21 protein-coding genes and 1 other RNA gene are annotated in these 23,543 nt (G+C 36.5%); 8 read left to right on the forward strand and 14 right to left on the reverse strand.

Annotation, left to right across the window (positions count from 1 at the left end; translation table 11 throughout):
- Positions 1-16: 16 nt before the first annotated feature.
- From SJY23_RS00760 to SJY23_RS00800, 9 genes are all read right to left on the reverse strand, one after another.
- A complete protein-coding gene (locus SJY23_RS00760; protein WP_396597093.1) occupies positions 17-1,417 on the reverse strand; it encodes a M20/M25/M40 family metallo-hydrolase in 1,401 nt (466 codons plus the stop codon).
- Positions 1,410-2,288: a PPK2 family polyphosphate kinase gene (locus tag SJY23_RS00765; protein ID WP_396597094.1), complete on the reverse strand. Its 879-nt coding sequence runs from the start codon at positions 2,286-2,288 to the stop codon at positions 1,410-1,412. Before SJY23_RS00765 ends, SJY23_RS00760 begins: the two co-directional genes overlap by 8 nt.
- A 7-nt stretch (positions 2,289-2,295) precedes the next feature.
- Positions 2,296-3,459 carry a sigma-54-dependent transcriptional regulator gene (locus tag SJY23_RS00770; protein WP_396597095.1) on the reverse strand — a complete coding sequence of 388 codons (1,164 nt, stop codon included), beginning with the start codon at positions 3,457-3,459 and terminating at the stop codon, positions 2,296-2,298.
- Between the two features lie 2 nt (positions 3,460-3,461).
- A complete protein-coding gene (locus tag SJY23_RS00775; protein WP_035336190.1) occupies positions 3,462-4,358 on the reverse strand; it encodes a DUF6268 family outer membrane beta-barrel protein in 897 nt (298 codons plus the stop codon).
- Complete coding sequence (locus SJY23_RS00780) at positions 4,351-5,346, reverse strand: mechanosensitive ion channel family protein (protein WP_396597096.1); 996 nt, start codon at positions 5,344-5,346, stop codon at positions 4,351-4,353. Before SJY23_RS00780 ends, SJY23_RS00775 begins: the two co-directional genes overlap by 8 nt.
- Complete coding sequence (locus tag SJY23_RS00785; protein WP_396597097.1) at positions 5,331-6,635, reverse strand: ABC transporter permease; 1,305 nt, start codon at positions 6,633-6,635, stop codon at positions 5,331-5,333. Before SJY23_RS00785 ends, SJY23_RS00780 begins: the two co-directional genes overlap by 16 nt.
- Entirely contained in the window at positions 6,632-7,570 is a 939-nt protein-coding gene (locus tag SJY23_RS00790; RefSeq protein WP_396597098.1) for an ABC transporter ATP-binding protein, read from the reverse strand. The genes SJY23_RS00785 and SJY23_RS00790 overlap by 4 nt, the downstream gene beginning before the upstream one ends.
- A gap of 314 nt (positions 7,571-7,884) precedes the next feature.
- Positions 7,885-9,015, reverse strand: coding sequence for a molecular chaperone DnaJ (gene dnaJ, locus SJY23_RS00795; protein WP_035336185.1), 1,131 nt, complete (start codon positions 9,013-9,015; stop codon positions 7,885-7,887).
- An 89-nt stretch (positions 9,016-9,104) separates the two neighbouring features.
- A complete protein-coding gene (locus tag SJY23_RS00800; RefSeq protein ID WP_396597099.1) occupies positions 9,105-9,671 on the reverse strand; it encodes a nucleotide exchange factor GrpE in 567 nt (188 codons plus the stop codon).
- A gap of 423 nt (positions 9,672-10,094) precedes the next feature.
- Here SJY23_RS00800 and SJY23_RS00805 point away from each other — a divergent pair, with 423 nt between their 5' ends.
- Entirely contained in the window at positions 10,095-10,760 is a 666-nt protein-coding gene (locus SJY23_RS00805; RefSeq protein WP_396597100.1) for a YceI family protein, read from the forward strand.
- A gap of 59 nt (positions 10,761-10,819) precedes the next feature.
- Here the strand turns inward: SJY23_RS00805 and SJY23_RS00810 are convergent, their stop codons facing one another.
- Both SJY23_RS00810 and SJY23_RS00815 read right to left on the reverse strand, forming a co-directional pair.
- Positions 10,820-11,740, reverse strand: coding sequence for a TIGR01777 family oxidoreductase (locus tag SJY23_RS00810; RefSeq protein ID WP_396597101.1), 921 nt, complete (start codon positions 11,738-11,740; stop codon positions 10,820-10,822).
- An 84-nt stretch (positions 11,741-11,824) separates the two neighbouring features.
- The gene (locus tag SJY23_RS00815) at positions 11,825-13,030 is read right to left on the reverse strand and encodes an NAD(P)-dependent oxidoreductase (RefSeq protein WP_396597102.1); all 1,206 of its coding nucleotides are present in this window, start codon (positions 13,028-13,030) and stop codon (positions 11,825-11,827) included.
- A 126-nt stretch (positions 13,031-13,156) separates the two neighbouring features.
- On the opposite strand from SJY23_RS00815, the gene ssrA reads away from it, so the two are divergent.
- The 7 genes from ssrA to SJY23_RS00850 all read left to right on the forward strand — a co-directional run bounded on the left by ssrA (position 13,157) and on the right by SJY23_RS00850 (position 20,606).
- Positions 13,157-13,555, forward strand: a transfer-messenger RNA (tmRNA) gene (gene ssrA, locus SJY23_RS00820).
- 137 nt (positions 13,556-13,692) lie between these two features.
- Positions 13,693-15,303, forward strand: coding sequence for a hypothetical protein (locus SJY23_RS00825; protein WP_396597103.1), 1,611 nt, complete (start codon positions 13,693-13,695; stop codon positions 15,301-15,303).
- Positions 15,304-15,470: 167 nt separating this feature from the next.
- A complete protein-coding gene (locus tag SJY23_RS00830; RefSeq protein ID WP_396597104.1) occupies positions 15,471-16,043 on the forward strand; it encodes a hypothetical protein in 573 nt (190 codons plus the stop codon).
- Positions 16,044-16,045: 2 nt separating this feature from the next.
- A complete protein-coding gene (locus tag SJY23_RS00835; RefSeq protein ID WP_396597105.1) occupies positions 16,046-17,890 on the forward strand; it encodes a sensor histidine kinase in 1,845 nt (614 codons plus the stop codon).
- On the forward strand, positions 17,887-18,507 hold the full coding sequence (locus tag SJY23_RS00840; protein ID WP_396597106.1) for a response regulator: 621 nt from the start codon (positions 17,887-17,889) through the stop codon (positions 18,505-18,507). Before SJY23_RS00835 ends, SJY23_RS00840 begins: the two co-directional genes overlap by 4 nt.
- A 158-nt stretch (positions 18,508-18,665) precedes the next feature.
- Positions 18,666-20,078, forward strand: a complete 1,413-nt coding sequence (locus SJY23_RS00845) for a hypothetical protein (RefSeq protein ID WP_396597107.1) — start codon at positions 18,666-18,668, stop codon at positions 20,076-20,078.
- An 18-nt stretch (positions 20,079-20,096) separates the two neighbouring features.
- Positions 20,097-20,606: a WG repeat-containing protein gene (locus SJY23_RS00850; RefSeq protein ID WP_396597108.1), complete on the forward strand. Its 510-nt coding sequence runs from the start codon at positions 20,097-20,099 to the stop codon at positions 20,604-20,606.
- Between the two features lie 228 nt (positions 20,607-20,834).
- Here the strand turns inward: SJY23_RS00850 and SJY23_RS00855 are convergent, their stop codons facing one another.
- The 3 genes from SJY23_RS00855 to SJY23_RS00865 all read right to left on the reverse strand — a co-directional run bounded on the left by SJY23_RS00855 (position 20,835) and on the right by SJY23_RS00865 (position 23,375).
- Positions 20,835-21,053 carry a hypothetical protein gene (locus SJY23_RS00855; protein ID WP_035336170.1) on the reverse strand — a complete coding sequence of 73 codons (219 nt, stop codon included), beginning with the start codon at positions 21,051-21,053 and terminating at the stop codon, positions 20,835-20,837.
- Positions 21,054-21,411: 358 nt separating this feature from the next.
- A complete protein-coding gene (locus SJY23_RS00860) occupies positions 21,412-22,071 on the reverse strand; it encodes an HAD family hydrolase (RefSeq protein ID WP_396597109.1) in 660 nt (219 codons plus the stop codon).
- Positions 22,035-23,375 carry a D-arabinono-1,4-lactone oxidase gene (locus SJY23_RS00865; RefSeq protein ID WP_396597110.1) on the reverse strand — a complete coding sequence of 447 codons (1,341 nt, stop codon included), beginning with the start codon at positions 23,373-23,375 and terminating at the stop codon, positions 22,035-22,037. Before SJY23_RS00865 ends, SJY23_RS00860 begins: the two co-directional genes overlap by 37 nt.
- Between the last annotated feature and the right edge of the window lie 168 nt (positions 23,376-23,543).

Genomic DNA, 23,543 nt, shown 5'->3' on the forward strand with positions numbered 1-23,543 from the left:
CATGAATAAAAGAGCATTATTTCCCTGGAGGCTGTATATAATTATCCATCAAATACAGTAGGCTAGTCATTGTGGCAGCGCCTAGTTCAAGTTCTCTTTTATTTACTGCATCAAAGGTATCATTTGCCGCATGGTGATGGTCAAAATAGCGTTGTGAGTCTGGACGTAGTCCTGCGAGTACAATACCATCATTAGTTGCTTTAAGCGGACCAATATCTGCACCGCTCCCTCCTCTTGTGAAGTCGTGAATTAAGTAAGGCTCAAATAATGATTTCCAAGTAAGCACTTTATTGAAGTTACGATCATCACTATCAAAAGAAAAACCTCTTGGTGTAAATCCGCCAGAGTCACTTTCTAAAGCAAAGACATGGTTTTCACCTTTTGCCTTTGCTTCTTGTGCATACTTATTACCTCCTCGAAGGCCATTTTCTTCATTCATGAATAATACTACACGAATACTATGCTTAGGCTTATAACCTATTGCTTTCATTAATCGTAGCGCTTCCATACTTTGTACTACTCCCGCACCATCGTCATGCGAGCCGTCTCCTAGATCCCAAGAATCTAAATGACCACCTACGACCATATATTTATCTGGATATTCACTTCCTGTAATTTCAGCTATCACATTATGTGACTCTACATCTGCGAGGTTTTTACAAGACATTTTATAGAAAAACTTGGTATCAGGATTGAGCTTCAGGGATGTACTTAAGAGCCCTGCTCCTTTGGTACTTATTGCAGCTGCAGGAATACGTTTAGAATTAGGCAAATCACCATAAGACATGGAGCCCGTATGAGGGTAATCATCAAGACTATGTGTCACAGATCTTACAATCACACCTACCGCTCCTAGCTTTGCTGCTTCCATCGCTCCAGCATAACGCTGGTCTACACAACCGCCATATGCTTGAAATGTTCTTATAAGCTCATCATCCATAGGTCTGTTAAAGAATACAATTTTTCCTTTCACCTCATCAGCACTAAGCGCCTTCAATTCTTCTATTCCCATCACCTCAACTACATGTGCTTTAAGTCCAGTAGTCTTTGTAGCAACAGAACCTCCCAATGCACAAATAGGTACAGATGTCGTGCTTGCGTTATCCCCTTCTATAAATGCTCTTTCAGCTTCACCGCGTATCCATTTTGGCACCATCACTGGTTGTAACCACACCTTATCAAGACCCGCTTTTTCTAGTTCGCTTTTTGTCCACGTCACGGCTCTTTCGGCTCCTAGGCTTCCGCTTAGTCTCGATCCTATTTGGTTAGAAAGATGATCTAGCCACTCATAGCTTTGCCCTTCTGTAAGCGCTGCCGAGTATATTTTTCTCACAGTAATTGAATCATTTTGCGCTTTCGCGAAAGCGGAAACAACTACTAGTGCAGTCGCAAGTATATAACGTAAATTTTTATTCATTGCTCAACTGTTCTTTATAATCGGCAAGATTTGCCTTTGTTTTATCGTCTAATTCTGGCTCTTGAATATCGTCATATTGCGAGAGCGTCTCTAGCAATATGGTTGCTACAGCAAGTCTAGCTGCCGGCTTATTATCTGCCGGAATCACATACCACGGAGCCTTCTCTGTCGATGTACGATTTATGGCGTCCTCATAATATTCTTGATAAGTATCCCAAAGCTTGCGCTCCATTAAATCTCCCGCCGAAAATTTCCAGTTCTTCTCTTTCTTATTAAGTCTGCGTAATAATCTATCCTTTTGCTCATCTTTAGATAAATGCATAAAAAATTTATAGATGATGGTTCCGTTCTCTGAAAGATGCTTTTCGAAGTTTTTGATTTGCTCAAATCGCTTATCCCAGAATGCTTCATTTACATCATCTACACTGTGAACGTTAGGCAATTTTTCTCCTAAAATATATTCTGGGTGCACTCGAGTGACAAGTACATTCTCATAATGCGTACGGTTATGCACGCCAAATTTACCACGCTCTGGGAGTGCCAGATAATGACGCCATAAGTAGTCATGACTTAACTCTAGCTCTGTAGGAACTTTAAAACTTTGTACCTCAACGCCACGTGCATTAAAATCCTTAAAGACTTCACGTATGAGGCTATCCTTACCAGAAGTATCCATCCCTTGAAGACAAACAAGCACGCTATATTTATCATGCGCGTACATAGTGTCTTGAAGTTTGCCTAGTTTCTTACGTATTTTCTTGAGTTTACTTTCTAGCTCTTTCTCTTCTACGTCTGAAAACAAGGTGGTCTCTCTATCTGAAAGTGTTACACCCTCGGTGATTTTATAGTCTTCTGGTTTAATGTCACTCATAATTATATTATTTACTAGCAAATAGTTTTACATCTCCTTCTGATACTTCTGGACCACTTAAAATGATAAGACGTTCTACTACGTTGCGCAGTTCACGTATGTTTCCTGTCCAGTCATAAGCCTTGAGTAAATCAATAGCTTTGTCTGAAAATGATTTTTTTGCGGTTCCTTGTTCTTGAGAAATTTTCTTTGCAAAATGCTCTATAAGAATTGGGATATCATCTCTACGATCATTGAGCGCCGGTACTTTAATTAAAATTACTGCCAGTCTATGATATAAATCCTCACGGAATCTCCCTTCTGCGATTTCTTCTTTCAGGTTCTTATTAGTTGCCGCCACTACACGTACATCTACTTTAATATCCTTATCGCTCCCTACACGTTGTACACGGCTTTCTTGTAAGGCTCTAAGCACTTTGGCTTGTGCAGAAAGACTCATATCTCCTATTTCATCTAGAAATATAGTTCCACCGTTTGCAGCTTCAAACTTACCTGCACGATCTTTATTTGCACTAGTAAAAGCACCTTTTACATGGCCAAAAAGTTCGCTCTCAATAAGCTCTGACGGTATTGCAGCACAGTTTACTTCTATAAGTGCTCCTTTTGCTCGATCACTTTTCTCGTGTAACCAGTGAGCAACAAGCTCTTTACCAGTACCATTAGGCCCAGTAATAAGTACTCTGGCATCTGTAGGAGCAACCTTCTCAATCATTTCTTTGATTTGATCAATCTCCTTGCTTTTACCCACCATCTCGTACTTCTTACTCACCTTTTTCTTAAGCTGAATATTTTCTACGACAAGGGTCTTGCGATCTAGTGCGTTGCGTACGGTATTAAGTAATCTATTAAGATCTGGTGGCTTAGAGATATAATCAAAAGCACCTAACCTCATTGTATTTACAGCTGTATCTAGGTCACCATGTCCAGAAATCATCACCATAGGGATTTCTGGCTTAAGCTTACGAGCAGCCTCAAGTACCTCTACTCCATCCATTTTTGGCATTTTGATATCACATAGCACTAAGTCATAGTCCTCCTCGCGTATCTTATTAATACCTTCAAGCCCATCTGCCGCTTCTTCTACTTGATAATCCTTACTCTCTTCTGATAATATTTTGGTAAGTACACGACGTATCGCAGCCTCATCCTCTATAATTAAAATCTTTGCCATTGTTATATTTTAAATTTAATACCTGAACGACCATAAAATGTATTTCTGTCGTTTATGGTAAATACATCGTCTCTATCGCCATCACGCAATCGTATGTCATTTATGATTGTATGTCCAGCATAGATATAGAATACTAAGTGTTTTGTAAAACAGTACTCATAACCCACACCAAATAGTGCTACCATCATCGAGATACTCTCTGCCGTTTCAAACTCCTGTGCAGGTATTGCTACATCTACATTATCTTGAATATTTGCATAAAATCCATCTAGGGTTACAAAACTTTGGAGAATGTGCCTGCGGTCTTTCCCAAAATAACGTTTTATATTCGATTTTGGAACACCTAAAGTAAATGACCAATCTGGATGAAACTCTCTATAATAGTTTATAAAGGGTAGTGGAAATGGTCTTCCAGACTCTGTATCATAGCGGCCACCAATAATAAGTCGCCACGGTTTATCCAGTCCTTCATTTGTTTTATCATTTATAAAATACAAAGCTCCAGTGTGCACATAATCACTACTAGCAGCAGATCCTGTACTAAAATTTGAGGTTACAGTGGTTCCTAGTTTTGCTCCTATACGCCACTTTTCGCTTATTTTTTGAGTATACCCTAAGGAGAAGCTAAATGATTGAAACCTATCTAAATCCTCACGACTAAAAGGCACAACATCTTCAAACTTTAGATTCACGTTACGATATTCCACCCCAGGAACGAGATACGTATCTTCCTTCAGTTTTATAGGAACATTAATAAATGTTCTAAACCTTCTAAATGAATTATCAGACTGCTCCTGTGGAAAGTACGTGTACTCAATCCTAGCCAAATCTGTAAGCTGAGCAAAACAAGTACCACTCAACAGTAGTAATACTATAATAATGTTAGTCTGTTTATTCATCAATCATATCATTTTTAGGGGGTTCGATATTGGTATTAACTGCTGTTTTATTAGGTGTATATACAGGATTTGCCGTATTAAAAAGATGTACATCCCTTTGAGGAAAAGGAATGGAAATCCCGCTTTCGCGAAAACGGTCGTCTATAGCATACCTAAGCGCACTTTTAATTCTTGGATCTACAAAACTGTCTCTCACAAAAAAGTATAAACCAAAATCAAGCGAACTATCACCAAAGTTTTCAAAAAGTGCAAAAGGCTTTGGATGCTTTAAAATCTCAGGATGTGCTACTGCACATTCTAATAAGATTTTTTCTACTTGTCTCGTATCACTTCCATAAGCAACGCCCACTTTTACATTCTCTCGGGTGGTTTTATGGTTTTGAGTGTAATTATAGACAGTGTCTGTTATAAACTTATGATTAGGGATAATTATTACTTTATCATCTCTAGTTAATGCTCTTGTAGTTCGTAATTTTATTTCAAACACACGGCCTACTCTACCATCCGTTTCTATAATATCTCCTGCAGATATGGACTTATCTATCATAATAAGTATACCACCTATCACATCTTGAAATACCTCTTGCAATGCAAGACCCAGACCTACAAATAATGCTGCAGAGGCTGTGAGCAGCACCGTAATATTAATCCCTGAGGCACTCATCGTAGCAAGCACCACCACTATATAAGCGATATACTTGATAAACTTAAAAACACTTACAAACTTAAGTTTGTCATCTCCCTCCATTTTACGTGTCATTAACACACGTATCCACTTGAGGAGAATGCTTGTAAGAATAAAAGCTATTATCAGAATGATAAGGTGACCCACTGTAAAACCTATATGATTAGGCTCTTTACCTACACTTATAAGTTCGAAACCTAACCATTCCTTAATGGTTCCCCATACGTCTTGTTCAATAATATCTTTTACCTTCTCTACAGTCTCTTCCTGCAGAACAAGAAGGAGTGCTAGTATCTTAACCATTTTATTAAATCTTTATAAGTAGGCTTCTTACCATACATCAATATCCCTACGCGATATATTTTTGACCCAAACCATACTGTAAACACGAATGATGCCACTAGTAAGGTAATTGATAGCGCTAGTTGCCATACTGGAACCTCAAATGGTATACGCATCAACATCACTATAGGTGAGGTAAGCGGTATGATAGAAAAAACGGTCGCTACCGTTCCATGAGGATTATCTATTACGGCAAAAAAGCCAACATAAATCCCCAACATTAACGGCATGATAATAGGTAACATAAACTGCTGTGTATCTGTTTCATTATCTACTGCTGCTCCTATCGCTGCATATATAGAGCTATATAAAAAGTATCCTCCTATAAAATAAATAAAGAAGCCTCCTACTAGTTGTAATAGAGGTAACTTTTGAATCTCTTGTAGTAACTCAATCACCATCCCAGGATCTTCTGCTATTTGTTGTGCTTGTGAAGCAGCAGGACTAGCCGCAGATGCCGCTGAAGGATCAATACCGAATACAGTAGTAAGAACAACTAGCAAAATCCCTCCCACAAGAACCCATATTGAGAATTGTGTAATTCCTGCGAGTGTAGTACCTAATATTTTACCCATCATTAACTGGAAGGGTTTTACAGAAGATATAATTACTTCAATGATTCTATTGGTCTTTTCCTCAATCACAGAGCGCATTACCATGTTACCATATATGATAATAAACATCATTAATAAGTAACCCGCAGCACCTCCAAAACCAGCTTTAACCCAGTTACTCATTTTAGAACTCGTCTCACCAGAAAAATTTTCTATTTGCACATCAATACTGCTTTTGGCAGTTTCTAGTGTATTCAAGTCTATACCTTGAGCGATGAGATTCTCATCGGTCATTTTCTTTTCTATGCGTTTTTCTATATCTCCTATAAAGCTAAAAGAAGGTGTTTCATTGCCATAAAAGGTAACAGCATCTTCTACTACAGCAGGATTATCATTGATATGAATAAGCCCATAATAACCTTCACCTTTTGCAACCTCTTTTCCTGCTTCTAGTCCCTGATCGCTAAGATTGAGATAGGTAGTCTGGTCTGTATTAAAAAATACAGTTTCAAATTTCCCAGAGTCGTCTACTACTACAATAGTGCGCTTATCCTCGCTATTAAGTTGAGTAAGGTAAGAGATTAATAAAATCATCCCCACAAGTATAAGCGGACTCAAAAATGTCATTATTAAAAACGACTTATTACGCACTCTCGCAATGTACTCTCTCTTTATGATTAACTTAAGTATGCTCATTTGTTTTGGCTAACTGTTTGAATGAAGATATCGTTTACGCTTGGTATCACTTCCATAAAATGAGTGACTTGTCCATAATTCTTTAAGGTAGTAAGCAATTCGTTTGGCGTAGACTTATCGCCCATTTCCACACGAAGCTTACGTTCATTACCAAGACTTTTAAAATGCGCTTGAGTTACTTTAAAAGCAGCTTTGAGTTCTTGTTCCGCTTTCGCGAAAGCGGTCTCATCTACAACCTGCACTCCCACATCAAACGTATTATTCTGGTATGCTCTCTTAATACTGTTTACCTCACCATCTAGTATTTTATTAGACTTATTGATAAGTGCAATATGATCACAAAGCTCCTCTACAGATTCCATACGGTGCGTGCTGAAGATAACTGTGGCTCCCTCATCACGTAATTGCAAAATCTCATCTTTAATGAGGTTTGCATTTATAGGATCAAAACCACTGAAGGGCTCATCAAAAATGAGCAACTTGGGCTGGTGCATTACGGTCACCACAAATTGGATTTTCTGCGCCTGTCCTTTAGAAAGTTCTTGAATTTTTTTATCCCACCAGTCCCCTATTTCTAGTTTTTCAAACCAGTGTTTGGCTCTTTTTTTTGCTTCTGCTTTTGATAAACCTTTAAGTTGGGCTAGGTAGAGCACCTGCTCCCCTACTTTCATAGATTTATATAAGCCACGCTCCTCTGGCATATAGCCTATGTCGCGTATGTGATGCTGTTGTAATGGCTCACCTCCTAGCGTTACACTACCAGTATCTGGCATAGTAATCTGGTTGATAATACGAATGAGTGTTGTCTTGCCAGCGCCATTAGGGCCTAGTAGCCCAAAAATGCTTCCTTCTGGGACAGCAATGGAAACGTTATTAAGTGCGGTAAAGTCACCAAACTTCTTTGAGACAGTATCTGCAACGAGTAATGAATTCATAGATAATAGTTAATCAAGCTAAGATAGGAATATGACCTGACGAAGACATAACTGTTAGCTATAATTTAGGAGTTTTATTAAAGACACTACACAGAAAATGATCTTATTACAACGCCGAAAGCGACTGTACGTTATAAAAAAGATAATTACAAAACGTCCTAAAAGCAAAACCCACCCTAGACGTAAGTTCAGGATGGGAAAAAAAATTGCTATGAAAAAGAAAAATAACGTCAAACATTGTTTAACGTTATTCAAATATAAGTTTTTTTTATGAACCTAATAATTTTGGTTTCACAAAATTTGAAAGTTTCACATTATGAGAACATATCTTTAACTTTTTCAAAGAATGACTTATCTCCAGTTTCTGGGTTTGGTGTAAAGTTATCATCTGCAGCCATCTTCTCAAAAAACTGCTTTTGCTCTTTATTAAGTGTTTTAGGGGTCCATACATTTACATGTACAAGTAAATCTCCTTTACCATAGCCATTTATAGATGGAATACCTTTACCACGCAAGCGTAATATTTTACCACTCTGCACGCCTTCTTCTATCTTGATGCGTACTTTTCCAGTAACAGTATCAATCTCTTTTGAAGTACCTAGCACTGCTTCACTAATACTAATGTAAAGATCTAGGTGAAGGTTATCGCCTTCTCTTTGTAAGAACTCGTGATCTTTTTCTTCTATTGCTACAAGTAAATCTCCTGCAATACCATTTCCTGGTGCTTCATTACCTTTTCCCGTAACCTTAAGCTGCATTCCATCTACAACTCCTGCTGGTATTTTGATACTTACTGTCTCTTCTTCAACTACAAGACCTTGTGCATCTGCTCCTGCTGGACGTTTATCAATCATCTGCCCTGCTCCACCACAAGTAGTACAAGGAGCGCTTGTTTGCATACGACCTAAAATAGTATTCTGGATTTTTGTTACTTGTCCAGCACCATTACAGGTTGTACACGTTTTATATGAAACTCCTGCCGCTTGCTTTTTACGCTTGACCTTGATTTTTTTCTCAACGCCGTTTGCAATTTCTTCAATAGTAAGTTTTACACGAATACGTAGGTTGCTTCCTTTCACTCGACGCTGACCTCCGCCACCACCAAATCCAGAAAAACCACCTCCACCGCCGCCAAAAGCACCGCCAAAAATATCTCCAAACTGACTGAAAATATCATCCATATTCATACCTCCGCCACCGAAGCCACCACCACCAGCGCCTCCTTCAAAGGCTTGATGTCCGTATTGATCATAACGAGCACGCTTGTTATCATCGCTAAGCACTTCATATGCCTCTGCAGCCTTCTTAAAGTTTGCCTCTGCAGTATCATCACCAGGGTTTTTATCTGGGTGATATTGCACCGCTTTCTTTCGGTATGCTTTTTTAATTTCGGCTGCTGTGGCTCCTTTTGAGATACCTAATATGTCGTAAAAATCTTCTTTCATAATCAAAGCTCAGCGTTACTGAGCACTCTTAATCTATTGCAATCGTAATATCGCTTTTACACCACACTACGACATAAATCATTTTAAATTTATTGTCCCGTAACTACTTTAGGAAACCGGATAATCTTGTCTCCTAGTTTATATCCCTTTTCTATTACGTCTACAATTTTACCTTTCAATTTCTTGTTAGGTGCTGGTATTTGAGTTATTGCCTCATGTTGATCTGCATTAAAATCATCTCCAGCTTTCACACTCATTTCCTCAAGTCCTTTAGACTTAAGTGTTTCCTTGAATTTATTGCTTATAAGCGTCATTCCTTTTACGTGAACGTCATCTTTATCGCCTTTAAATTCATTAAGAGCACGATCAAAATCATCTGCAACTGGAAGCATCGCTTGTATGACTTCTTGTCCTGCAGTTTTGTATAACTCTATACGCTCCTTAGTAGTACGTCTTTTATAATTCTCAAATTCGGCAAAAAGTCGTAAAAATTTATCTTTCTCCTCTGCCAGTTGATCCTTAGCGATTTCTAGTTCGCTTCTTTCATCTTTTACCTCCTCTGTAGGCTCTACCGTTGCATCTTCTGCTTCGTTTACAAATTGCTCTTGAGCAGCTTCGTCTACTGTATTATCTGGTGTTTTATCTTCTGTTGCCATAGTGGTCTTAAATTCAATTTTTATTGAGGTGGCAAAAGTACTGCCAATTGTATTAAAATGTCAAAATGTCACTGGCTTTTTAAAACTAATAGTATTGTGATTTTTATAATACACATAAACGAACAGCTCAATAAAATGATTTATCAATATATGGACTTCCCTCAGTAGCCTTACAATGGTTTCATTCCTTCTTAGTTAATCATATTATTACAGTTATGACTAAAATCATATCCCGGCTACTTGCCTAACTACTTTTGCCAGTAGCACCAAGACTAAAGCTCTACTCCTGCATGGGTTATGTGGCAAATAACTAAGATGGGGTTTGTTACGCTTTCGCGAAAGCGTACTACTATTTAAGATAACATTATGATAAGCGCTATGTATAAATGTTAATTTTGCAATTCACTAAATAATATTATCAACATGAAAAAACAAATTTTAAATACACTTGCTGCCGTAGCTCTTGTAGCAGGAGTAGTTTCTTGTAAAGGAGAAAAAAATGAAACTGAAGCAAAAGACGCTCAAGAAGTTGCTGTAGTCGAAAATGCTGCAAAATTCAAGGTAGATGCTGCGAGCTCTACAATTGAATGGGTAGGAAGCAAGCCTACAGGAAAGCACAACGGAACTATCAACATAGAAAATGGTGTTGTAAATGTTGCTGGAGATGCTATTACTGGAACATTTCTTATTGACATGGCTTCTATTACTGTAACTGACCTTGAGGCTGGCGACGGAAAAGAAAGTCTTGAAGGACACCTAAAAGGAATGGCAGAAGGAAAAGAAGATCACTTCTTTAACGTTGCTAAATATCCTACTGCTGCTTTTGAAGTAACTGGAGTTACAGAAAAAGATGGTAAAAAAATGATGCAAGGTAATCTTACTATGAGAGACCAGAAGAAGAACATTGAGTTCCCAGTTTCTTACTCTGTAGATGGTGAAAATATGACACTTACAAGTGAGCCATTTACTATTGATCGTACTGATTGGGGAGTAAACTACGGGTCACAATCTGTATTTGACAATCTAGGAGATAAATTTATATCTGACGATATCGAGCTTACTGTAAACCTAAAAGCTACTAAAGCTTAAGACTTACATTTTAGAAAGCATAAAAAAGCCACTCTCGCGAGTGGCTTTTCTTTTTTTGGTTAGTCTAATAAGCTTTCAATAGCTTGATCGATTTTTGGGTATTTAAATTTATATCCATCTGTTTTAATTTTAAGAGCGCTTACTTTTTGACTTTCAAGCACAATTGCTGCCATGTCGCCTAGCATAAGTTTAAGTGCAAATTTAGGAACCCTAGATATTATAAGTGGTTTGCCCATAGTGTCTGCTACCACCTCTGTCAGATTTTTATTTGTAACTGGATGTGGTGCTACCCCATTATATATACCAGCCAATTTATTTTTTAATATATGGAAGTAAATCCCTGCCATATCATCTACATGAATCCATGATTGCCATTGTTTTCCTGATCCTAATGGTGCACCTGCTCCATATTTTACAGGTTGCATAATTTTAGGTAATGCTCCACTGTCTTTGTCAAGAATAATCCCCGTTCTCACGCGGCTAGTAATGATATCGAGCTTTTGAAACTCTAAAGCAGCATTTTCCCACTCTTCAACAACTTGTCCTAAAAATCCTTTAGCATATTCCGGATAAGACTCATCATACATTTTTGTAAATGATGATGGGTAGCCACCTACTGCACTGGCAGATATGTAATGTTTTATAGAAATGGGTTGGTTTTTAGACCGCTTTCGCGAAAGCGCACTATACAACAATCTCGCTGTTGTGGCTCTACTTTCAAAAATTGCCTTTTTATTTTCTAATGTCCAGCGCTGCGCAATGGATGCTCCAGCAAGGTGGATAATTGTTTCGACTCCATCAAAACATGCTTCGTCTAGCTCGTCTGTCTTTGTATTCCAGTAAAATCCTTTATAATTAGGTGTATCCTCAATTTTATCTTTTGAGGTAGTTAGATAATGTACACTTATGCCATCTTTATGACATAAGTCTGTAAGCGCGCGCCCTACTAATCCCGTTGCGCCTGTGATAAGAACTTTCATTATTAATTAATTGATGAACGATAAAGATACAATAACAGCTCATTTATATTTTAACACTTGTAGGAATTTAGTGCAATTTTAACGTTACTCTTTCCCGTCTACATAGTCTTGAAGGTAGCTGTAACGCTCAGTGAGCTTCCCATCTTGCGTCATTCTGGCGCGATCAAGAAGTCCTGTCTTATCCCCATTAAAAAATGCTGGAATCACATGCTTTAAGAACATCTCGCCAAAACCTTCACTAGCGTCCTTAGGTAATTCACATGGTAGATTATCTACAGCCATCATAGCAATCACACCATCCTTATTATAATCATCTTCTTGTTCTGTAACAGGATTGTATCCATAAAAAGGGTCTGCAATTGTAGAGGGTCTAATCGTACTAGCTACGGGACCATCTATATCGCAAGAAATATCTGCAATAAGGTTAATCTTAAACCCTGGATCTTTTGCATCTTCTCTAGTGAATAGATAAGGCGCACCATCACCATAAAAATGTCCAGCAATAAAGTAATCTGTCACCTTTGCATACTTCATAAAGTCGCTTTCATATCCGGAAGGATCTTTATAAAATTCAAATCGAGAACCCTCTGTTCCATCTATACGTTTATTGTATTCTAATACGTCAATCGTACAATAAACTGGCTCACTAAATTCTTCATTTAAGTAAGCATGATCTGTCACCTCCTTAATATTGAGATGGTCTAGAATTTCTTGTGCTCCGCGGGCAACTTTCCCACTACCTGAAAGACAAATCTTAATAGCAGGGAGTTTAATTTTATCGAGTTGGCTTTTTACAGCGTCAAGATCTAGTAGCGTTTCTACTTTAGGAAGTTCAAAAAGCCCATCACGTAATCCCAACAATCTAAAACCATTATAGGCACCTACGAGCCCAGCGTAACGACCAAAACCGATAAGTCGTGCTCCGTTAGCCTCCGTGATTACTTCGTGATCATACATCTCAATATTTTTATCAAGAATAGCCTTGAGCAACTCACGGTTATATGGCTGTTTCTTAATGGTATGGCTAAAGAAGAAATATTTTTTATTAGGCACAAGCGCAGCCATAGGCACTTCTTTTACCCCAATCATCACATCTGCATCAGAGACATCTTCTTCTACATCAAAGCCATTAATGGTGTAAGCCATATCAGGAAATATACGGATATCTGATGCTTCAACAACAAAGCTTGCATCTTCAAATTGCTCTCTTGCTTCTGCCAGTTTTTCTGGAGAAAAAACAACTCTTCTATCTGGTGGATTTTTACGTTCCTTGATAATTGCAAATTTCATAGTGTGTGAAGTTTTGGCAGTGTCTGTAGTTGGTACAGCTTTTGCATAATATTAATAGCAAATATAAGCTTTAGTAGTATATTTGTAGTTCCGCTTTCGCGAAAGCAAGGTGGAAATTTTAATACTGGGGTCGACTGGTTTTGACAGCGAGACCAATAGTATTGTAAGCGTGTCGAGCGCTGGAAAACAGCTCGTAAATCTCATTTTTCATCTTTTTAAACGGCGAGAACAACTACGCCCTAGCTGCATAATCTGAATTATAGTAAGATTACGCCTCGGTCTACAAGGTAGACAAGCAGGAAGTCACTCGAGAGCCTTGGTTTACGGCAATCGATATAGTGACTTCGTAAAAGTAAACCTATCCCTCGTAGGGCTTTGATGCGAGAGAGACACCTAATTGAAGATAAGGAGTGCGTTGGTAGTTTCTAACCGGCAATCTCACGAAAATTCAAACAGAAACTACACACGTAGAAAGCAGTAATATTGCTTGTTTGGACGAGGGTTCGAATCCCTCCGACTCCACTTTTAAACCCCGTAACACTTGTGTTCATGGGGTTTTTTATTTTATCAACTAAAAAGATAAACTATAAAATACCTACAATTGGGTATGGAAGTGGGATGAATGGATTTTTAAGTTTACCACATCATTAAAACCATTCTAGATGTTTAAATCAATTCTTTCAATTGTCATTGTGTTATTTTTTACACAGGTAACAATAGCTCAAAGTGTAAACGACACCTTAGTATTTGACAAAAACGCCTCCCTAGATTTTTCTAATAAAGTAAGCGTAATCCCTTCGGGCGAATTGGTTTCTTACTATTCTTTTGACAAACTTGTTCTTGCAGATCTTTCGTCATTATTACTGGGAGGTACTACGCCTAGCGAAGGGATAGAAGCAACCTTTGATGAAAGTAAGTCTAAGATTGCGATAAGCGGGACAGTATATACTGGTGATCATTCCTTGCTAACCGTAAAAGGGGACTTCAGTGCTACAGATAATGGAATTTATTTTATAGATGAGAATAATGGAAGTAAAAACGCAAAGTTTTCTTTAAACTACTACCATAGTTTTGGTGGTGTGAGGTCGTATAACAAACCCTCATCAGACCTAGATGTGAAGAGAGGTTTCTATAAGATAGAAAAAGCAAAACAGTTAAAGATCGCGCAACTTGTAAAAGATTTTTATTACACCACTACCCTTCTAGAAGATGCCGGCATACCTGTAACATCCATCAAAATTAAAGATATTAATGCAAAACAGTGTAACGCTCAAGATTGTAGTAACTCAAAGCTGGTGACTTTTAATAAAATAATCAAAAACTTTAATTACACTCTTGATGTAGCAGCTATAGACCAGACTTCCATAATGTCTGACACAGCATATATTACTTCTAATAAATTAGAAAGCAAAAACAACAATAATGGTTTTAATCTCATAATAAAAGATAACTCAGAGACTAGAATTGTTGAAGATGAAAAACTCTCGAACAATTTAAATGCAACCTATGACATAGACGCTGTGATTAACCGATATGAAGAAACAATTGCTAGTTTGGATTCCATCTCTACAAAATTAGCTGATTTAGAACAAAAAAATGCTCAACCGTACTGGAACAGCAAGCGCCTTTTTTATGTAGGAGCGTCACCATTTTATATACGTGAACAAATCAAAAGTGTCTATACCGCTAATCAATCACTGAGTTTTAGTGATCAATTTATCGACACAAAGGGAGATTTATTTGGTGTAGAGGGACAGCTAGGATTTTTTTATGAATCAAAAGAGAGAAGATATTATACAAAGATGATATTTGCTAGAGCTAGTGTAAATATAGCTAGAGGTTCAAATGCAGCTGCTTTTAATAAGAAAACTTATTCCTTCCCTGCTACTCCCATTGACACCTTGACTTCTGGTATAATTTCTACACCTAATCTCATTCAAGGTAATCTAAATAAGAATGGCTTTGATTATAACTATGCCTTTACCACTGCTTTAGGTGTAGAGCTTTTCTGGTTTACTACAACACATTTTGGTCTTTTTGGTCAAGTAGGCTATAACAATCAAAATTTTGATGTAAGCCAAGGTAAAGATATGGAGATATACAAGCTGCGTCTTGGGACAGTTATAAATCTCAAGAACAAAAAGAAAAACTTTGCTACACTCCAATTATTTGCAGACAGATCTGATCTAAGTTTATCTCCTAATAGTACCGATAAAGATTTGAGATTTGGATTTAAGCTAGGCTTGCCTTTCAATTTCACACAAAAGTTATGATTCTTAAATCTACTTATAGAAGATTACATCCTCACATGCTTTTCAACAATCACTTTATTTTCAATATATTGTAATCCAAGACCATAACAAATCATTAAAATATCACTACCCTATTTATAGATCAACTCTATTATTTTTAAAAGATTGGCAATCAAGAACACTGCACTATGACAAATATTACAACTAACCAAAAACTAAAACAAGAGATGGCGAATTTTGAAAATATTGAAGGAGAATACAAAAGAGGAAAGCAATATTTTGATTATAAAGTAAGTATCAATATACCTAATGAAGTATATACTGAGGATGGCACGGACTATAGCTTACTTTCATCTGAAAATAAAACAGTAAATATTTGCAGAACATTATTCTACAAGAAAAAACCTGTTGGGATTTTAGTAGTATATAACTTTCAAGTTGTAGAAAAAGAGGTTAAAGATAGAGCTACTCAATTGACCACAATATCTGAAGATGGTAAGCTTGTAGGAATAGACCCGGAATTCAATGAAAACCTTGCCATAATAGTAGTACACGAAGAAGACGAAGACCTTTTTACAAAAAAAGTTAGAAAAGGAATTGCAAAATTCATGAGTAAAAATTTCATAATTGGACGTGGTCAAACTCAAAAAATTCCTGATGCTACAGAAATTCAACAGGCAATTTATGAACTCATAAGCAAAGAAGGTTTCGACTCCCCTCTCACTTCAAACGGCGGCGTCCTAAAACCAGGCACAAAATAAAAATGCCTGTAAAAAAATACTACATATTACTACTCTTAATCTGCGCTTTCAGCATCCAGCTTAATGCGCAGATTAAAACTATTGACTCTTTGCTACAATACAAGCAAGTAGATAAAGCTGCCTTAATATTAGAAGGTTTTGAGTCGTCACAGGCTACCAAAAATGTTCTTCTCAACATACAAGTCTTGTTTAGAATGTATGAGAAGGAAATGGATACAGCGTCTGTCTATATTAAAAAGATAGACAGTACAGCGCTTTCAGGCATAGACAGAGCATACTACTACAAAAGCCTTGGTAAATCTTATAGCTATGCAAACCAAGAAGATCTTGCCTATCGAAATCTAACGATCGCCCAGAAGTTATTTAAAGAATCTAACGCTCCCATTCAAGCAAATAGATTAAACTATGAGCTGCATTATATTATCAGTTCGCAAGAGCATCTAGCTATAGAAAACAAAAATTTGCTCAATACGTTGTTGAGTAATAGCGAGCAGCTCAATGACCCAATAGGCGAGTTACTTGCGAGAATAGGCCTTGCAGCAGCAAAATTTGATGCTACTCACAAAAAAGAGTTTTTCTCTCAAATGAATAAGGCAAAAGCAATTGCCAGAAGAATAGGAGATTCATCGCGAGTGGAGCTTTATCACAGCTACATAGGCTTGTATTATTCAAGTTTTACGACGCAACAGGATTCGGCTATTTATCATTTTGATAAGTCGTTGCAGCTTTCAGAATTATATGGAACTTCAGATGATCTGTTTTATGCTCATCTCAATAGAGCTACCGTACCTCGCTCTAATGAAAATTACAAAGAGGCGATTACCTATATGCGCCGAGCAGATAAGATTGGGATAAAACAGTTCAAGATAAATAATAAACGTAATCTCTATAATTACCTCTCTTCAGATTATAAAAATATTGCAGCTCTTGATAGTGCGCTCTACTATCAAGAATTATACATACAGTATACCGATAGCGCACAAATAGAAAGTCAGAATAAAAACTTGACCTTGTATAGAACGCGCGAACTAGAACTAGAAAATGAGCTTGAGAAAAAGAAACGTTTACTTAATCGCTCGCTCCTTATTGCCGCAATCCTTGCGCTTATTGCAATTGCCATTACAGCTATCTTCTTGATTAAAAATCAGCGTAAAAAGCGATTACTCACAGAGCGAGAAAACGAGATACTTTTAAGAAACCAAGAACTCTCCAGCATAGACGCTATGGTAGAAGGTCAAGCAAAAGAAAGACAGCGCATAGCAGAGGACCTACACGACAATTTAGGTGGACTTCTTGCAACCTTAAAGCTGTATATGGAAAATCTTAAGATTAAGAAAAATAGGCTTGAAGAAGAGCAAGAAACTCTCATTAAAAAAACAGATGATATACTTGAGCTTGCCTATCAAAAAGTACGCAGCATTGCTCACGAGCGCAACTCTGGAAATCCTATTTCTCTAGGTTTGCTTCCTGCTATTAAGGAGTATGCGGCACAGGTTTCAGGTGCAAACCAACTGGTCATTGAGGTGTTTTCTCACGGGGAGGACACTCGTATAGGTAATGCGGTGGAGCTTACGCTTTTCAGGATTATTCAAGAACTTATTACAAATACAATTAAGCACGCTTTCGCGAAAGCGGTAACCATCGACTTCACTTATTTTGAAGATAAAATTAGTCTTGTATTTGAAGATGACGGCAAAGGATTTGATCCAGAAAAAACATCATTAAAAACAGACGGAATGGGCTTATCTTCTATAGAAAGACGTATAAAGGCGCTTGACGGAAACTTAACAATAGACGCCAAAGAAGGTCGCGGAACGTCAATCATAATCAACATCCCAATAGTATGATACGACTCGCCATTGCAGAAGATCATTTGAGTTTTAGTGAAGGGATTGCACTCTTTCTAAAATATGAATCAGATATTGAACTCGTAGGCTTTGCAAAAAATGGTGAGGAATTAATTGACTTAGTTAGCAAAAAAAGACCATCGATTGTAGTCACAGATGTACGAATGCCCATTATAGATGGCATAACAGCAACGACACAAATTTTAAAAGAATTTCCAGAAACTAAGGTGATTGCCTTCACAATGTTTGATCAAAAGAAAGCGATTGACCAGATGATTGCTGCAGGTGCAAAAGGCTATGTGCTCAAAAACTCTAGTCTCTCCATACTCCTTGAAGCCGTGCGTAAAGTAAATGCTGGCGAAGATTATTATGACAAAGGTGTTGCTACTCCCGCCTCCTCTCAAAATAATGTAGGAATTAATGTGCTCACACGGCGACAAAAGGAAATCCTAAAACTCATTACAGAAGGAAAAAACAATCCTGAAATAGCCGAACTCCTATTTATATCGAGAAGCACAGTAGAAACACATCGTAAGAATATGATCCAGAAATTAGGCCTTAGTGGCTCCGGAGAATTATTGCGCTATGGGTTACAAAAGCGATACGATTTTGACTAGCGATAACATCCTAGTATCTTCTTAAGAAACTTTAACTGCGTTGAGAACGAGTTAAATCTATAAAACAAGTAATCACTTACATACCATATTTACCCAAGTTTGGGTATTTATCTTGGGTATCTAAGATTTTATTTTTGAGTGAATTAAAACCATTCAAAATGAGAATCTTCTTAACAACCATTCTAATTTTAATCAGCAACTATGGGTTTTCTCAGTCGTACGACTATGACAAAGCAGAAAAAGCCCAAGACAAAATATATCGTGGCACCAATTTGAAAACTGGAAAATTATTTTTTCAGGACATCTATGGTACTACAGCGATTGTGACATACCCAGGAGGCAATCCCGAAACTATCCCCGTCTCTGTAATCAAATCAAATATTAAAGTATTAAATGAAGTAAAGGCAGATTGGAACAACCCAATCGACGGTGATATAATAGTGATAACTAATTACTATAAAGATTTTAAAAGGATTTGTAATGATGATTCTAGGTACTGTAATAGTATGGACAATTATCACAAAGATAAAATCATAAACGCTGAAGGGTATTGGAATCAAATGTATGCCGCTTGGAATAAACTATTAACTTCAAATCAAAATATCACCAATGATGAGGACAGTGAAAACTATTCAAATAATACGAGCAATACTAACTCGAAAACAGATAATAGTGATAATGCAACATCCAACGAAAGTAATGATACAAATTCAACTGATTTTAGCGTAAAAGAATCTCCAGCAGAAAAGGCAGCTCGACTAGATAGAGAGCGAGGAGCCGAAATTATGCAAGAAACACAAGGTCGTGTCGCTAGCGTTAAGACTTCTTCTCAACAGCTAGGGAATGCTGTAAGCCAAATCTCAAACAGTATAGTTTCTGGACTACAAGAAAGAGATAGAAGAAAAGCTATAGAGAGCGAAAAAAAAGAAAGAGCATATCAAAACGCTGTTGCAAAAAGAGATAATGATATAGCCGCAATAGCAAAAAAACAAAGTCTTATTACTGATGAGAAAATGGCTAGTCTAAAAAAAGCCGAGTTTGCTAATTGGAATTCTTATAAACTTAGCCAAAACATTAATAACCTTATAAATTTAAGGAGTCTCACACTAAGAAACTATAAGAGTAAAAGTTTACCTAAAGACATTGAAAAATTAGTAAACCTAGAAAGCCTAACCTTAGACTTGTACTCTACAGGAGATTTAACTTCAGATCTATTAAATGGAGGGTCTTTTACGCTAAACTCAGAGATTAAAGAATTAAGTAATCTTAATGATATCACATTCATTGGAAATGGCTACTTAACCAACATAAATGTAGACTCTTCTGTTTTTGACGAATTAGATAACCTAGAAACGTTTTCTGTGTATTCTAAGTATCTCAAATCACTACCTCCAAGCTTACTAGACAGTGAATATGTTGAAAAAATCGAACTCTATTATCACCCTAAGAATAGAAAAAATGCAAATAATGACCAATTAAAAAAGGATTTAAAATATATCAAAAGCAAGACGTGCTTAGTACTAAAATTTCAAGATGGCACGAAGCCAATTTTTGGAAAGAAGTGTGATTAACAAACTAATAACTATAATATGAAAACGGTAAAATTAATTTTGACAACAGTAATTCTATGTGCAGCACAACTCTTGAGTGCACAAGACGGAAAAGAAATGATAGGACAGGTTTATGAGTATGATAAAATTCTAGATTTTTTTTATGATTGCTTTGAAGACGAACCAACCTTTCAAGGTGAAGAACCTCTTGCCATAGTAAAATATGAGGGTAAATACGGTGTTATTAATAAAGCCAACGAAGTTGTTATCCCTATAATCTATAAAGAACTAGGCGAGAGATGCCAAGGATTGTTTTCTGTAAAATTAAACAAGAAATATGGCTTCATCAATACTAAAGGAGAGCTTGTCATTGACTATAAATATGATGACTTGTTGTACGGTTTTGGAGGTGCACAAGGATATAAGGATGACCAGTGTGCTGTAAAATATAAACGTAAGTGGGGCGTAATTAACACCAAAGGTAAAATTATTAGAAAGTTTAAATATGTTGATGTTTGGGATGTCCCTGCCACTAGGAAGATGAACTAGTATAAATCCACACTTAAAAAGTGTGAGAACCATTATTATTATCTGTGGAGCTAAGGTTGGATTGAATTTACATATTTATAGTAAAAACCCCGCAAACTATATAGTTTACGGGGTTTTTCACTTCAATGAATATATGTTAACATCGTCGAGATGAAATCTCAAATCATTTTTTACAGTATTGATTATAAATTTCTACTATAGTATTTTGAAATAATTTAGTCAATAATCTTATTGTTTTGATTTTTGTTTTGCGTCCTTATGAGCATTATCTTGCACTGCATTTTCTTTATTAGAAAGTGTATTGCTTCCAGCTTTATCAGTCTCTCCAGCATCCCTTTTAGGTTGCGATGAGTCCTTGTTTTGATCTCCGTATTGATTTATGTGCTTATCCTTATGTACACCGTGCTCCTTATTATCAAGATCTGCTGCTCTTTTAGTATCGTCCATAATGCTTATTATATTAGTTTTCTTTTTATTTTCTTCAAATTTGGAACAAACTCATCATTAAAAGATCGTTTGTTCTTTATCCAGTCGTAGGTATAATAACCTAGTTGAGCGACTGTCACTATTCTGAATATTTTACCTACTAATTTCATGTGATCTATTTTAGTTTCACATAAATTTAATTGGACACTAATATATTTTAAGCTGGATTATGACATTTTAACTAGCAACCGTTAAATACCTCTAAATGATTCACCTACAATGGTGATATTTTAAGTTTTATTAAACAATGAGTAATAATAACGACCTGAACTGAAGACCATCAAATATTCAAAATGCTCAAGAAAAGAGCTATTATTAACTAAGAAGCTATAAGCTTATCAATAGTTCCCATCGCATCAAACACCGAATTAAATTGATAATTAGTTTGACTTATGATATTTTCAGCAACTACACAATGTGATTGTATGTAAACAGATTGCATACCGGAATTTAAAGCTGCTTGTAAGCCTAGCGCACTATCCTCAAAGATGTACACATCTTTAAAATCAGCGGGTTTTATATTTAAACTATTTGCCAACTTTAAATAAGGTTCTGGGTTAGGTTTTGGATTTACGTAATCTTCATAGCCATACATCACGGGTACTTCAAACTTCCAGAATTTTATACAGTCTTTTACAAAATCACTGCTCGCGTTACTGGCTATACCATAAGGTATATTGTGCTTTTTTAGATATTCAAAGAGCTTTTCAACACCCTTATAGTGCTCTACTTCATCTATATGCTCAGTTAGGTAATTATTCTTAACTTTTAGTAGCTCCTCGGCTTCAGAATTACTTCCAAATTTTTCACACAATATCTCTGATATGATTATTGGTGATGCGCCAGATTTAATATCCCCAGAAGTTATTACTACAGTAGCATCCAGCACCTCATTTACAGCAAACTGCCAAGAGGCAAAATGTATGTGCTTACTATGAGCTATTACTCCATCAAAATCAAACAATACTCCTTTAACCATAGATTATATTTTTCTGAAAAAATAGAAGCTAAATACTTGTTTAAAAACTTATTCGTAGGATCCATAGACTTACGTAAATCTTTAAAATCATTCCACTTTGGGTAGAGTTTAGTTAGCTCAGGGTCTTTTGCAGCAAAGCGCTTTCCCCAATGTGGTCTTCCTCCGTATTTAAGAAAAATATCCTCCACTGTTTTAAATGCTTCATAACTATCTGCACTTGATGCATCTCTTGAAACGCAACCCATCGTTACCGTTTTTCTTTTGTACGCATTACTTAACCAGCTATCATCACTATCTACAAAACGCACATCCATAGGTATGTGGATGAATGATTTATTTTTAAAACTATTTATAGTTTCTGACAGTTCTTTAAGTAATGAAGGGAATTTTTCAAAATCAACTGTCCACTCCGCAAGTTCAAGCGTTGATCCTCTAGATTTTGTAACTGTAGCTTGGTACAAACTTCCTTTATGTTCTTTTCTACTTTTAAAAAACCGCTGGTAAAGAATTTTATTTGCAAAATAGATGGTCCAAGGGGCTGTCTTAGTAAGCTGATATAAAAATTTTGAGGCCTTTCTCCTATTTTTCAAATATGCAGGTCCTAGATCTTCCTCAACGTGTTGATCTTTTGGAATCTTTTTTCCTTTTATCACATACCCCATCCCTGTATGAGGAAGCCATAATATTCTTAAGAAATCATGATTAGACAAATAGCTACTTAGATTTTTAGTCCATACAGCATCACTCTCAGGTTCTTCAATTAAATGTAGAGTGTATGAATCCTCACATTGCAGTGTAATTGTAGAGAAAGCACCTAGAACTCCCAGAGATACTCTCACAGCATCCATGAGCATATCCTTTTCATCAATCACCTGGATTGAACCATCTGCTTGAATGAGCCTACAACTCGTCATATACGAAGAGATAAGCCCTCCATTAGTACCATGTGTTCCTGTTGCTAAGGCTCCACCTAATGTAATAGTGTTGATGTCTGGCAGACAAGGAATACACCAATCTAAACTCTCTATTTTTTCTAGAAGGTCTTTAAGCTCAATTCCAGATTGGACAGTTATTTTTTTAGATGCTTTATCAACATCAATTATCCGATTATAATTCTTGATATTAATAAGCGAGTCTGTCCCTGCAGCAATATCTGATGAGGATTGTTTAGAACCGTAAAACCTGACATTGTCAGAGTTCTTAATGGCATCTGCAAATTCTTCTTCTGTAGTGATATCATAGCTATTTGTAAATGAATGTTTTACATTTTCATTCCAGCTAATCCAAGTATTTTCTTTCTTCAATTTTTTATTGCAAAGTTATATTGATTTAACAAATTACTATCGTAATTGAACAGTTAATTGGCGCTATTAAATAGAAAAGAGTAAACAGTCTGATTTTTAAACTACATAACATTTCTATTCAATTTATAGGTAAGCCTAACCTCATCAAATTAAAGTTTCATTAATGAT

It is taken from the genome of Dokdonia sp. R86516, assembly GCF_044596715.1.
In the GTDB taxonomy this organism is placed as follows: Bacteria; Bacteroidota; Bacteroidia; order Flavobacteriales; family Flavobacteriaceae; genus Dokdonia.

What these genes read in the sequence shown, in the direction of transcription:
- SJY23_RS00760 (WP_396597093.1), bottom strand. Translation starts at nt 1,417, where the DNA reads ATGAATAAAAATTTACGTTATATACTTGCGACTGCACTAGTAGTTGTT.
- SJY23_RS00765 (WP_396597094.1), bottom strand. Translation starts at nt 2,288, where the DNA reads ATGAGTGACATTAAACCAGAAGACTATAAAATCACCGAGGGTGTAACA.
- SJY23_RS00770 (WP_396597095.1), bottom strand. Translation starts at nt 3,459, where the DNA reads ATGGCAAAGATTTTAATTATAGAGGATGAGGCTGCGATACGTCGTGTA.
- SJY23_RS00775 (WP_035336190.1), bottom strand. Translation starts at nt 4,358, where the DNA reads ATGAATAAACAGACTAACATTATTATAGTATTACTACTGTTGAGTGGT.
- SJY23_RS00780 (WP_396597096.1), bottom strand. Translation starts at nt 5,346, where the DNA reads ATGGTTAAGATACTAGCACTCCTTCTTGTTCTGCAGGAAGAGACTGTA.
- SJY23_RS00785 (WP_396597097.1), bottom strand. Translation starts at nt 6,635, where the DNA reads ATGAGCATACTTAAGTTAATCATAAAGAGAGAGTACATTGCGAGAGTG.
- SJY23_RS00790 (WP_396597098.1), bottom strand. Translation starts at nt 7,570, where the DNA reads ATGAATTCATTACTCGTTGCAGATACTGTCTCAAAGAAGTTTGGTGAC.
- dnaJ (WP_035336185.1), bottom strand. Translation starts at nt 9,015, where the DNA reads ATGAAAGAAGATTTTTACGACATATTAGGTATCTCAAAAGGAGCCACA.
- SJY23_RS00800 (WP_396597099.1), bottom strand. Translation starts at nt 9,671, where the DNA reads ATGGCAACAGAAGATAAAACACCAGATAATACAGTAGACGAAGCTGCT.
- SJY23_RS00805 (WP_396597100.1), top strand. Translation starts at nt 10,095, where the DNA reads ATGAAAAAACAAATTTTAAATACACTTGCTGCCGTAGCTCTTGTAGCA.
- SJY23_RS00810 (WP_396597101.1), bottom strand. Translation starts at nt 11,740, where the DNA reads ATGAAAGTTCTTATCACAGGCGCAACGGGATTAGTAGGGCGCGCGCTT.
- SJY23_RS00815 (WP_396597102.1), bottom strand. Translation starts at nt 13,030, where the DNA reads ATGAAATTTGCAATTATCAAGGAACGTAAAAATCCACCAGATAGAAGA.
- SJY23_RS00825 (WP_396597103.1), top strand. Translation starts at nt 13,693, where the DNA reads ATGTTTAAATCAATTCTTTCAATTGTCATTGTGTTATTTTTTACACAG.
- SJY23_RS00830 (WP_396597104.1), top strand. Translation starts at nt 15,471, where the DNA reads ATGACAAATATTACAACTAACCAAAAACTAAAACAAGAGATGGCGAAT.
- SJY23_RS00835 (WP_396597105.1), top strand. Translation starts at nt 16,046, where the DNA reads ATGCCTGTAAAAAAATACTACATATTACTACTCTTAATCTGCGCTTTC.
- SJY23_RS00840 (WP_396597106.1), top strand. Translation starts at nt 17,887, where the DNA reads ATGATACGACTCGCCATTGCAGAAGATCATTTGAGTTTTAGTGAAGGG.
- SJY23_RS00845 (WP_396597107.1), top strand. Translation starts at nt 18,666, where the DNA reads ATGAGAATCTTCTTAACAACCATTCTAATTTTAATCAGCAACTATGGG.
- SJY23_RS00850 (WP_396597108.1), top strand. Translation starts at nt 20,097, where the DNA reads ATGAAAACGGTAAAATTAATTTTGACAACAGTAATTCTATGTGCAGCA.
- SJY23_RS00855 (WP_035336170.1), bottom strand. Translation starts at nt 21,053, where the DNA reads ATGGACGATACTAAAAGAGCAGCAGATCTTGATAATAAGGAGCACGGT.
- SJY23_RS00860 (WP_396597109.1), bottom strand. Translation starts at nt 22,071, where the DNA reads ATGGTTAAAGGAGTATTGTTTGATTTTGATGGAGTAATAGCTCATAGT.